Here is an 11,852-nt window from a genome sequence, read left to right on the forward strand (position 1 = left end):
ATCCTCATCTTTCTGCATATGGTTTGGCTTGATATGCAGGTATTACATCACTCCGCCACTCCCATATCAAATGTCTATCGCATATGGGAATCCATTCAGTTTCCCTATGGAAGGATCATGACCTCAGGCAAAGCTCGCCTTCATACGCGAGCACACAATCTGTTGGACGTATCCGAAAACAGTCACCCCATCGCGATATACCGAGTGTTGCGGGCACTACCGACACGTTTCACAAGACCCAGCCGGGTCATCGCATTCAATATGTCACGCGCACGACGTTGCTTAACGCCCAGCAACACCTCCGCCTGCGCAACGGTTATTTCCTCATGGGCATCAAGATAATCCAAAACCAATTGCCTTTGGCGAGAGGATTTATCCGGCACTTTCCCAACGGAATCCGGCACTCTCCCAACGGAATCCGGCACTCTCCCAACGGAATCCGGCACTCTCCCAACGGAATCCGGCACTTTCCCAACGGAATCGTATGACTCCGCTCCAATCTGAGTATTCCACGGCACCTGCAGTTGCGCGACGAACACATCTCCCTCGTGAAGATACGGAACGGCGCCGGAGTAAAGAGCGGAGTACTTCGTGAGCTTCCTCGTGCCGCTGCCCAATTCATCCGCACGTCCAATCTGATGGAAGAAATCCGCGATGGTCGGGTTCTTCGGAGTAGGTTCGAAATTCGAAAGCGTGACCTCTCCCTCGAACATAGCCCTGCTTGCGTTCTCAGTGCGAATGCCGTTCTTATCAATGATGAGTTTGGCGATGAATGGATTCGCGTATTCACGATGAATCAGCATGTTCGACACCAGTTCTCGACATATGATGTCACGCGCACTGACAGTCACATCACCTTCAAGAATAAACGGGTCTGGCAGATGCTGCTTGGCGAATTTCATGAGCATGTCATAGGCTTCCACCAGATTTGTTTTGACGATAAGTCTGTCATCGTAACGGTCCGTATCGCGCAAACGAACAATGGCATCGGTTTTGTATGCAGGGCAAATATCTGAAATCAATTCATCCGTTCCCAACAACATCGCCGCAGCAAGCGTGAAACCCTCAGCGCCGGTTGACCGGTCCTTGCCATACAACTTCGCCGAGCGCAGAAACTCTTCATCATTCAAACGCAGCCACGGATGGTCACTGTTCCGCGCCTCAATAAGGTCCCTCACCAGATGAAGCGTATCCAATCGCAAATCATCCATGCCAATATAAGGATAAATGCGCCGTTCCGAGTACATATTTTGCTTACGCATGTACATCATCATGATCTGCGAATCATCTCGAACACGTACATCCGCATCTCCTCGGCGGTCAAACACTTCGCCTTTGAAGCGATAGATCGAGGGCCCAATCGGAATCCACAATCGAAGAACTATGCCTTGTTCCGTTTCGACGCGTTCGAACTCGACGGATGGCGTGGCATTGAATGTATTGGGATTGCTGATGACATTGGCGATATTACGTTCGATTTCACGTATCTGGCCCGCATCGACGCCAAGAATACTGCCATTATCATCCACGCCTAAGAAAACACTGCCGCCTTGGCGATTGGCAAACGAACAAATCGTTTCAAATGTGTCTCGTTCCGGCCGCGAGCCACACCTTTTAAACTCGGTGGAGATATCTTCTCCTCGAGAAAGCGCTGCATAAAGTTCCTGCGGAGTCATGTCTTCCACTTTTCTCTATCGAATGGACAGATTCAAGCACGCCCGTTCCAGGGTCATGGAAAATCGTCAATAATTACCAATATGACGATTCATCACCGTTTGAGGGCGGCGAGGTATTCCTTGCGGTCAGATGGGATGCGGCGGGATTCGCGGGCTTTCTGGATGCTTTTGTTGTGGGTCCAATCATCCAAACGCAACTCGGGCGGCGCATCGGGCTGGAACACGGTAATGGCGGCGTCCCACTGCTTGGCCAGGGCCGTGGCGCAATACCAGGCGCGGGCCATATTCACGTAGTATTCCGTCGAACGAATACCCGCCACCACCGCCAATTGATCCGGGCGGAAACGCGGGTCATCAAGAAAATCCGTCATCAAGGTATCCACAGCGTAGCGCACGACATAGGTGCGCTCGTCGGCGGCCCACTCGCGCAATTTGGTTTCGATGACGTCGGCATCGGCCTTCGCGGAACGGAACGCCTTCACCGATATCGCATCGCATACGGCCCAATTGTCCACGAACGGCAGAAATCCATCCAACATATCGAACGCTTCGTCCGTCGTGCGGGCGGTCATGCCGATCAGCAACGCGTGCAGCATGTTCTCTTCGAATACGGTATGGGGAAGATCGTCCATGAATTCAGCGACCACCGACAAACCGTTGGCTTTGTCGGCCGCCAACAGTTCTTTCGCATACGCGCGAAGTTGAGGGATCCGCACACCCAGCATCGTCGACAAGTCGATATTCGGGATCAGCTTCGCATTGAACATGCGATACTTCTCATCCGCCATCCCCCGCAGATCAGCAAGAACATCTCCACTCGTCACTGCCATCCCGTTCCTACTCCATCGCCATTGATTGAATATCTTGAGGCTATCACGGAGTCAAACCAGCGATATCAGCGATACATGCGCAGAAGGAAGCGAATGGCGCACTTCACGGCCCACGCTGTCATCGGCACAGTCCCATACAATGGGCTTGGATGCACGATGCCGTGCGACACGGAAGCCCATGCGAGGAGAAGCCATGCCGTTCGATTACAAGAAGGAATATAAGGGCCTGTATCAGCCGAAAACCAAGCCGGCGATCGTCGAGGTGCCGCGCATGAGCTTCGTGGCGGTCGAAGGCAAAGGCGACCCAAACGAGGAGGGTGGCGATTACCAGACCACGCTACAGCTGCTGTACGGCATTTCGTTCACCATCAAAATGAGCAAGATGTCCAAGAATCCCGATGACCGGATCGACGGTTATTTCGACTACGTGGTGCCGCCGTTGGAAGGCTTGTGGTGGATGGCCGACGACAGCGCCGAAGACGGTATGCTGGCCGGCGTCGACTATTCACGCAAATCCGATTTTCACTGGATCTCGATGATTCGACTGCCCGAATTCGTCACGCCGGACGTGTTCGAGCATGCGCGTGAGCGGTTCGCGGCCAAACATCCCGATGCGGATATCTCACGCGCGTTCCTGTTCGACTTCGACGAGGGCACCGTCGCGCAGGTCATGCACAAAGGTCCATACGACGACGAGCCCGACACCATCGCCGCCCTTGACGACTACGCCACCGAACAGGGGTACACGCTCGACTTCAGCGTCTCACGCCACCATCACGAAATCTATCTGGGCGATCCGCGCAAAGGCAAGCCCGAGAATCTCAAAACCGTAATCCGACACCCCGTGAAGCCCGTCGTATAACGCGCCCATCGGCCTTCCCTTATATAACATCCACGCAAATGGCGAAGGATGCTTCTGGAATCTTGAGGACACGCCAAAGCAACAATTCGCGTCATTGCAATCACTGCCAGATTCATCACTGCAAAACGTTTCCTGGGATTAGGCCAGTTTGGCGAACATACGCGTCGAATCCCGCAAGCGAGAGAATCCAAAATGCTTATAGAATGAGGCGGCATCATCGTCCAACGGATCGACGATCAAGGCTCGCGCACCAATCTGCGATGAGGCAGCCATCGCGCGCTCAACAGCGTCCAACAACAGACGCCAACCCAGCCCCTGCCCTTGGTAGCGCTCGTCAATGGCAAGCATGCCCAAAAGAATAACCGGAATCTGTTCCGGCGTATTACGCGCCAACCATCCGCCGTGCACATCACCCCGATTCACGGAGTTGGCCGACAGCGAATAAAAGCCAGCCAGGTTCCCACACTCATCGTGCGACACGTAGGTGACGGCGGTACCGCGGTTGAGCGCATTGAATGCATGGTTCATCAGCCATTCATCCAACAACCGCTTGCCCGAGTGAAAACCGGATACATCGTCCGCCAGTTCGATTCGCCTTGGCGCTGTGAACCTCACAGCCATTCCGGATCTCGCCTCAACAACTCCCGCATAGCCTTCGGCATAGGCCTCTCCAACGCTTCTTTGAATTCATCGAACGCCTTGGCCGACAAACGAACGGCAGTCTCCTCTTCGATATCACGTCGGGCGTCATCGATCAAATGGTCCAAAGCCCATTGAGTGATGGTCGTCCCCTTGAGTAATGCCGCTTTGTCGATGGTCGACCGCTGTTCGGGAGTCATCCTCATAGCCAAGCGCGACGAGCGCACCGTATCCGTTGTCACTGAAGTCATACCCACATTGTACGCCTAATAGGCGCACAATACAATTCTTTGATGTTTTATACCACCATCACGAGATCTATCTGGGCGATCCACGCAAAGGCAAGCCCGAGAATCTCAAAACCGTAATCCGACACCCCGTGAAACCCATCATGGCCGTCAACGACATACGTTTTGACGAGCCTTGCCGATGACGCAAACCAAGGGAACGGGATGGCCTCGGATGCAAAGAAGAAAAGCCCGGAACGAATTCCGGGCTTAGAGAAGAAGAAAGGAGAGAGAAGAAGGTTCAATTATCAGGAGCCTTGCGGCTCGAGGCTTGGTGAAGCTGGTATCCATATAACCGCGCCATTCTTCGAGCCATGATGTAAACGACTGAAAATATCCTGATATTCTCGACTCTTGAAGGATTTCATCCATATGGCGTAACATCCGCCGTCCATTTGCGGCCGAATCCGCATACGAGGCGAAGGCCCATTCACTCCGACAACACGCATACCACAGCAAAGGAGCCATAGATGACCACAATCAGATTGCTGTATCCGGATCATGTGAGCGGCGGGTTGGACGCCTATTATTTCGGCGCGAACCTGATGGCGCATATTCTGCCGCCCAACGCCTCGCAGCCGCTGGTGAAGGTCGACATCGCCCCGCCCGACGGCGACGAGAAGCCAGTGGACGACGGCATCTATGCCAAAGGCGAAGTGCTGGCCGGCATCAAGGACGCGATGGCGAAACTCGACGTCTCGGATCCGGACAAGATCATTACCATCGGCGGCAACTGCATGGTTTCGCAAGCGCCGTTCGACTATCTGCATGTCAAGTATGAGCATACGGGCATCATCTGGATCGACGCACACCCGGACGTGTCCACCGTGCGGGACGGTTATCCGAACGCCCACGCGATGGTGCTTGGCTCGTTGTTGGGTTATGGGGACCCCGCGCTTTCCGACCTGATGCGCGGCCCCAAATTCCAACCTGACGAGGTTCTCTACGTCGGTTTGCAGGGATTGCACGATTACCAGCAGCGATTCCTGGACGATGTGGGCGTGGATTACACGGTGCAGACCGAAGAATTCGTATCGAACGACGAAATCCGTTCGTTCATGGAACGCTTCGACCATATTCTGCTGCATCTCGACATCGACGTGTTGGACGAGCATCTGTTCCATTCCACGTATTTCGCCAATCCCGAGCTTGTGGGCGATGGTTCCGGCGGTGGGAAGATGACCATGGAGCAGTTGAGCGACATCCTGCATTGCATCACTACCCAGTCCGATGTGGTCGGCCTGACCATCGCCGAATACCTGCCTTTCGACGAATACAAGTTGCATCAGATGTTCTCGACGATTCCGCTCTTCACCGACTGACCAACCTTTAGGTGTGTGCGGACGATTCGCACCGCGCACACCTAGCCAAGGCACGCCCGCAGATAGCGGCCCGTCAGCGATTCGCCGACGGCGGCGATCCGCTCGGGCGAGCCGGTGGCAACGATGCGGCCGCCTTGTTCGCCGCCGCCCGGCCCCATGTCGATGACGTGGTCGGCGTTGGCGATCAGGTCGAGGTCGTGTTCGATGACCACGATGGTGGCGCCGCCGTCGAGCAGCCGCTGCAGCACGCCGATCAGCGTGCGCACGTCCAACGGATGCAGGCCGACTGTGGGTTCGTCGAGCACGAACAGCGAGGTGCGCTGTTTCTTGCCGAGTTCGTTGGAGAGTTTGAGCCGCTGCGCCTCGCCGCCGGACAATGAGGGCGTGTCCTCGCCGAGCGTGAGGTAGCCGAGTCCCAGATCATGCAGGGTGCGCAACGCTTTGGCGATGCGTTTGCGCGTCGCGTCGGTGCGCGTCGCGTCGGCGGGCGTTGTTCCGGCGGCGTCATGCGCGTTCGTCTTGTCGGCGGGCGCGGTCGCGTTCTTTCGTGAGCCTGCGGCGGTCGCTTGCGCAGAATCCGCCGCCCGCGGCGCACGGCCCTCAAAAACGTCCAGCAGCGCGTCGACGCTCATGGCGAGGATCTGCGGCAGCGTCATGCACCGCTCCCCCACCGCAAGCCGTATGCCGTTCACCTCGTCGCGGTAGCGCGTGCCTTCACAGGCGGGGCAGGCGATCGTCACATCCGGCAGGAACTGCACGTCCAGGTTGACGCGGCCCGCGCCATCGCATTGCGGGCAGCGCAGCGAGCCGGTGTTGTAGGAGAAGTCGGCGAGCGCGAGCCCGCGGGCGCGCGCCTCGTCGGTGGCGGCGAACGCGCGGCGCAGCAGATCCATGATGCCGCTGTAGGTGGCGAGGGTGGAGCGCACGTTGACGCCGATGGGTGTGGAGTCCACGATGCGCACCGTGTCGATGCCGGCCGCGTCGATCTCGTCCACATGTTTCGGCAGCGCGCGCCCCTCGGCCGCGGCCTGCAAGGCGGGCACCAAGGATTCGAGCACCATCGTGGTTTTGCCCGATCCGGAGACGCCGGTGACGGCGGTGAGACGCCCGACCGGAATCGCCACGTCCAACGGACGCACGGTGTGGATGGCTTCGGTGCGCATGCGCAGCCAACGCGTATCGCCGCCATGATCCGTCGCTTCCTTGCCGGACTTACGTTTGGAACGGACAGCCGACTCTCCGAAAGAGGCCTCCTCATCCGAGCCGACCACAGCCGCCGATGCCGCTCGCCGCTCGCGCACGAGAGCAGGTTCGCGCCCGTCGAGGAATCCCGCGATGCGCGAGTTCGGATCGGCGGCAATCTGCGCCGGCGAGCCTTGCGCGATGACACGCCCGCCTTCCACGCCCGCGCCGGGTCCCATTTCGATGAAATGATCGGCGGCGCGCAGCACGTTCACGTCGTGGTCGACGAACACGACCGAATTGCCGTCGCCCAGCAGGTCGCGCATCACGCCGATTAATCCCTCCATATTCGCCGGATGCAGGCCGGTGGAGGGTTCGTCGAGCACATAGAGCACGCCTGTGGTCTCGTTGCGCACGGCGCGGGCGAGTTGGGCGCGCTGGCGTTCGCCGGTGGAGAGGGATTCGCCGGAACGGTCCAATCCCAAGTATCCAAGGCCGAGCTGCACCAGTCGTTGGCCCATCTCCTCGAAGGTGTCGGCCAGCGCCTGTCCCATCGGCCGCATCTCGTCCGGCAGCCCAGCGGGCACACCGCGCACCCAGGCCAGCGCGTCCTCCAAGATCATGGCGGTGGCTTGGGCGAGGTTGATGCCGTCGATCAGCGGCCATCGGGCGGCCTCGCTCAGCCGTGTGCCGTCGCAGTCGGGGCAGGTGTGCTCGGTGACGAAGCGCATCACTCGGGCGAGGCGCTTTTCGTCGGATGCGCGTTCCAGCTCCTTGGTGACGGTCAGGCGCGCGTTGCGGAAGGTGAAGTCGAGTTCGTGCACGCCTTTCATCGATGTGACGACGATATGTTTCTTCTCCTCCGGCCCGTTGAACACGATGTCGCGTTCCTTGTCCGTCAGGTCGCGGAACGGCACGTCGGTGCGTACGCCGAATTCGCGGGCGATGTCGTTCTGCACGCGCCAGCCGAACATCTTCCACGGCAGCACCGCACCCTCGTCGATGGTGAGCGAATCGTCCGGTACCAAGGTCGTGTCGTCCACATCGCGCACCAGGCCGGTGCCTTGGCAGCGCGGACATGCGCCGGTGGAGTTGAAGGCGAGCATCTCCGCTCCCGGCGCGTCGATGCGTGCGCCGCATTCGTCGCAGAAGAACGGGGTTTCGGCGGCCACGGCGATGGTCGGCGCATGGTAATGCCCGTTGGGGCAACGATGGTGGGCCAGTCGGGAGAACATGAGGCGCAGCACGTTGAGCAGTTCGGTCATCGTGCCGAAGGTGGAGCGCACGCCGCCCACGCCCGGCCGCTGCCGTAGGGCCAGAGCCGGCGGCAGGTAGCGCGCCTCGTCGATCTGGGGGCGTTGCGCCTGCGACATGCGCCGGCGCGTGTAGGTCGACAATGCGTCGAGATAGCGGCGCGAACCCTCCGCGTAAAGCACGTCCAAAGCGAGTGAGGATTTGCCCGAGCCGGAGACGCCCGCCACGGCGACCAATCGGTTGAGTGGGATGTCCACATCCACGTGTTTGAGATTGTTCACGCGTGCGCCGCGGATTTCGATGTGATCCGCGCCGCCGATTCGTCGCCCGTCTGCCATACCGCCCTATTGTAGGCGTCAGCCGGCCCGCTAGAGGATCTGCTCCATGCCGATGCGGTAGGGTGTGAGCCCCATGCGTTCGTAGAAGGCCTGCGCGCCGGGATTGCAGGACCACACGTTGAGGGTCAGGTTGTGGCAGCCGGATTCCTTGGCGAAGGCGAGCGCATGGTGGTAGAGCGCGCTGCCGACGTGCCGGCCGCGCGCCGTCTCGTCCACGCAGATGTCGTCCACGTACAGGGTGGTGATGTCGGTGAGGATGTTGTCGTTCGGGTGACGCTGGAACTGGCAGAACGCGTAGCCGAGTATGGGTTCCGCACCCGCGGGGAGGGTAGGATCGGACGCGTTGGAGCCGCTGCCGGCACGCTTGGCCCGCGCATCGTCGCCGTTCGTCGGCTCGGCAGCAACAGGGGAATCCGCCGCCTCGTCCGTGGGTGGATTTCCGGCGACGGCCACGAAAATCGGGGTCTCATCCGAGGCGATGAGACCTGCGAGTTCGGCGGCGGTGTATTTCGTCACGCCGCCTTTGAACAGGTCCGGACGGCCCGCATGATGCACCTCCAACACCTGATGCAGCAGTCGGTCGAGTTCGGGGATGTCGGCCACGGTGGCCCTGCGGATCGTCGGTTCACTCATATCTTGCAGTGTAACGCATCGTCGGCGTCATGAGATGGGCCGCCGCGGTGCTGACGGCCCGGCCTCGCACGGCTTCGCGACCATCGCGAGTCCGCCACCGCCGAGCGGACGCCGCGGTTCTCACATCGCGCGGCCCGCCCTCGCGCAAAGGATAGCGGGCCGCACGATGAGCTCCGACGGTCAGCCGACGTGACGCTCGAAGCGTTGGAATCCGGTGATGCGGTCGATTTCGACCATAGCATCGTCGGGAATGACGAAGCCGGATGCCTTGATGTTGTTCTCCAGCTGGCTGGGTTTGCTGGCGCCGGCGATGACGCAGCTGACCTGCGGATGCTGCAGGATCCACGCCATCGACATGATGGCCAGATTGACTCCCAGCCCGTCGGCCACTTCGATCAGCCGCTCGACCATGTCGAGGTTCTCGTCGGTGAGCATGTCGTTGATCTGACGGTCGGCCTGCCATGTGGCGCGGGAGCCTTCGGGAATCGGCCGTCCTTTGCGGTATTTGCCGGTGAGCAGTCCCTGGCTCAGCGGGGAGAACGTGGTGATGCCGATGCCGAGACGGACGCACACATCCATGATCTCGTGTTCGATATACCGGTCGGCGAGATTGTACTGCGGCTGCACCACGGTGAGCGGATGCAGGCCGAGGCGTTCGATGATGCGCTGTGCCTCCTGCAGACGGGCGCCTCCCCACTCCTCGGATACGCCGTAGTAGAGGATCTTGCCTTGGGAGACGAGGTCGCTCAACGCGCGCAGCGTCTCCTCGAGGTCGCAGGTCTCGTCGAAGCGATGGCAGTAGTAGAGGTCGAGATAGTCGAGCTTCATGTTGTTCAGGCTTTGCTCGCAGCTTTCGAAGATATGCTTGCGGCTGAGCCCCCGGTCGTTGACGCCCGGTCCGGTCGGGAAATAGACCTTGGACGAGACGACCAGCTCGCGACGTGGGAACCGCGCGAGCACGTCGCCGAAGAAGCGTTCGGCCGCGCCGCCGCTGTAGGCGTCCGCGCAGTCGAAGAAATTCACACCATTGTCGAAAGCGAGATCGACGGTCCGTCGGGCGACATCCGCGGCGGCGGTGCCGTTCAGGTCGGTCACCCAGCTGCCCAACGCCACCTCGCTGACCTTAAGGCCGGATTTGCCCACATTGCGATACTTCATTGCGTCATCCTTCGTTCGTGTTGCTCTGACGCTGCCAACCTAACCACTTGAAGTAAGGTTCAACGCAAAAGCCGACACGCCGGAACGACACGGCAGGATACGACCACGGTTTCCATGCGCGATCAAACGACGAGGGACGGAGGCGTCGATGCAGGAAAGACGGGCCTCCCGGCGCAAGCCCATCCCGTCACCCGCCGATAGTCGACGATGCGACGGTGCTTCACCATCGGCAAGGACATCGGTAGGGGCATCGGTAGGCTGGTCACGGATGGAGCCGCAGACGGACGGTTCCTTGGGCAGAATTCCCGGCGAAAGGTTCCGATATGACCGGCACGCAGCGCTCTTCGACCTATAGCATCGCCCAGGTCTCCGCGCGGTTCGGCATCCCCGCGTCCACATTGCGCTATTACGAGCGCGAAGGGCTGCTCTCCGACGTGCCGCGCGACGACAACGGGCAGCGTCGTTACACCGATGCGCATCTTGCGCGCATCGAAAGCATCCAGTGCTTCAAGGAGAGCGGGCTGCCCATCGCCAAGATCCGGGAGTTCTACACGTACGACGACGATCTTGAGCACCATGTCGACGATATCATCGAGCTGGTCGAGGACCACGAGCGCGAACTCAGGCAAACCATCGCCGCGATGTGCAGAGAGCTCAGACACGTCCAACAGAAGGTGCGGTTCTACCACGGCATCAAGGACGCCGAGGAACAGGGACGCCCTTGGCCGTCATGGGAGGAGTTCACCGACTGACGGCCTGCGGCCTCACTTGCCGGGGCGTCGGTTGATGAACCAGTAGCCGAGCGCGACGAACACGGTGCCGCCGATGATGTTGCCCAAGGTCGCGGCGGAGAGGTTGTAGAGGATGGCGGTCACGGTGAGCGCGTCCACGCCGGCCACGTTCGAGCCGAATCCGAGCAGTTTGCAGATAAGGCCGATCGGCAGGAAGAACATGTTGGCCACGCAGTGTTCGAAGCCCATCGCCACGAAGCCGGAGATCGGCAGCAGGATGCCGAGCACCTTGTCCCCCACGGAGCGCGCGGAGAAGCCGACGCGCACGGCGAGGCAGACGAGGATATTGCACAGGATGCCGCGCACGAACAGCGTGCCCCAGTCGGGCGTGACCTTCGCGACGGCGGTGGCGACGGCCGTCTCCCCCACAAGCCCGTCGTTCAGCCCCATCGTGCCGGCGAGGGTGATCAGCGCGACCAGCAGCAGTCCGCCGGCGAGGTTGCCGAACCAGACGATCACCCAGTTGCGCAGCATGGCCGGCCAGGAGATGCGCCGCGACGCCAAATCGGAGGCCATCAGCGAATTGCCGGTGAACAGTTCCGCACCGCAGCACAGCACGAGCACGAGTCCCATGCAGAACGCGAGGCCGCCGACGAAGCGTTTCGGCCCCCAGCTCATGGCCGGGTCGGAGGTGACGATGAGGTAGAACAGCGCGCCGAAGCCGATGAACGAGCCGGCGAACATCGCGGAGACGAAGGCTTTCGCCCCGGTCAGGCGGGTTTTGTGCACACCTGCGGTTTTGACGGCCTCTTCGGTTTCGGCCGGGGTGAGCGCGTTGATGTTGATGATGGGGGTCGTCATCGTCCGTCCTCCGTCGTCGGATGCGTTGTTCGGGGTTTTGCCGTCCAATAGCTTACATTCCCGCCATTCGTGGCACGCC

The 11,852-nt window shown here is 60.1% G+C and carries 11 protein-coding genes; 3 read left to right on the forward strand and 8 right to left on the reverse strand.

Annotated elements, in window-relative coordinates; translation table 11 throughout:
* Window positions 1-182: 182 nt before the first annotated feature.
* Both BE0216_RS02840 and BE0216_RS02845 read right to left on the reverse strand, forming a co-directional pair.
* The gene (locus BE0216_RS02840) at window positions 183-1,676 is read right to left on the reverse strand and encodes an RNA-binding domain-containing protein (protein ID WP_211279896.1); all 1,494 of its coding nucleotides are present in this window, start codon (window positions 1,674-1,676) and stop codon (window positions 183-185) included.
* Between the two features lie 92 nt (window positions 1,677-1,768).
* Complete coding sequence (locus tag BE0216_RS02845) at window positions 1,769-2,506, reverse strand: DNA alkylation repair protein (RefSeq protein WP_094636054.1); 738 nt, start codon at window positions 2,504-2,506, stop codon at window positions 1,769-1,771.
* 193 nt (window positions 2,507-2,699) lie between these two features.
* Between BE0216_RS02845 and BE0216_RS02850 the strand changes: the two genes are divergently transcribed.
* Window positions 2,700-3,368, forward strand: coding sequence for a GyrI-like domain-containing protein (locus BE0216_RS02850; protein ID WP_094636053.1), 669 nt, complete (start codon window positions 2,700-2,702; stop codon window positions 3,366-3,368).
* Between the two features lie 138 nt (window positions 3,369-3,506).
* Here the strand turns inward: BE0216_RS02850 and BE0216_RS02855 are convergent, their stop codons facing one another.
* Together BE0216_RS02855 and BE0216_RS02860 are read right to left on the reverse strand one after the other, a co-directional pair.
* Window positions 3,507-3,989, reverse strand: coding sequence for a GNAT family N-acetyltransferase (locus BE0216_RS02855; RefSeq protein WP_094636052.1), 483 nt, complete (start codon window positions 3,987-3,989; stop codon window positions 3,507-3,509).
* Window positions 3,980-4,258, reverse strand: coding sequence for a type II toxin-antitoxin system TacA family antitoxin (locus BE0216_RS02860; RefSeq protein WP_094636051.1), 279 nt, complete (start codon window positions 4,256-4,258; stop codon window positions 3,980-3,982). The genes BE0216_RS02855 and BE0216_RS02860 overlap by 10 nt, the downstream gene beginning before the upstream one ends.
* A 506-nt stretch (window positions 4,259-4,764) precedes the next feature.
* On the opposite strand from BE0216_RS02860, the gene BE0216_RS02865 reads away from it, so the two are divergent.
* Window positions 4,765-5,616: an arginase family protein gene (locus BE0216_RS02865; protein WP_094636049.1), complete on the forward strand. Its 852-nt coding sequence runs from the start codon at window positions 4,765-4,767 to the stop codon at window positions 5,614-5,616.
* Between the two features lie 41 nt (window positions 5,617-5,657).
* On the opposite strand, the gene BE0216_RS02870 is transcribed toward BE0216_RS02865, so the two are convergent.
* From BE0216_RS02870 to BE0216_RS02880, 3 genes are all read right to left on the reverse strand, one after another.
* Window positions 5,658-8,390 (reverse strand): excinuclease ABC subunit UvrA, encoded by a 2,733-nt coding sequence (locus BE0216_RS02870; RefSeq protein WP_094636048.1) that lies wholly within the window; start codon window positions 8,388-8,390, stop codon window positions 5,658-5,660.
* Window positions 8,391-8,420: 30 nt separating this feature from the next.
* On the reverse strand, window positions 8,421-9,023 hold the full coding sequence (locus BE0216_RS02875) for a GNAT family N-acetyltransferase (RefSeq protein ID WP_094636047.1): 603 nt from the start codon (window positions 9,021-9,023) through the stop codon (window positions 8,421-8,423).
* 180 nt (window positions 9,024-9,203) lie between these two features.
* Window positions 9,204-10,181, reverse strand: a complete 978-nt coding sequence (locus BE0216_RS02880) for an aldo/keto reductase family protein (protein WP_094636046.1) — start codon at window positions 10,179-10,181, stop codon at window positions 9,204-9,206.
* A 323-nt stretch (window positions 10,182-10,504) separates the two neighbouring features.
* On the opposite strand from BE0216_RS02880, the gene BE0216_RS02885 reads away from it, so the two are divergent.
* The gene (locus BE0216_RS02885; RefSeq protein ID WP_094636045.1) at window positions 10,505-10,933 is read left to right on the forward strand and encodes a MerR family transcriptional regulator; all 429 of its coding nucleotides are present in this window, start codon (window positions 10,505-10,507) and stop codon (window positions 10,931-10,933) included.
* Window positions 10,934-10,945: 12 nt separating this feature from the next.
* Here BE0216_RS02885 and BE0216_RS02890 read toward each other — a convergent pair whose 3' ends face one another.
* Complete coding sequence (locus tag BE0216_RS02890) at window positions 10,946-11,773, reverse strand: formate/nitrite transporter family protein (RefSeq protein WP_094636424.1); 828 nt, start codon at window positions 11,771-11,773, stop codon at window positions 10,946-10,948.
* Window positions 11,774-11,852: the final 79 nt, after the last annotated feature.

This window comes from Bifidobacterium eulemuris (assembly GCF_014898155.1).
GTDB lineage: Bacteria > Actinomycetota > Actinomycetes > Actinomycetales > Bifidobacteriaceae > Bifidobacterium > Bifidobacterium eulemuris.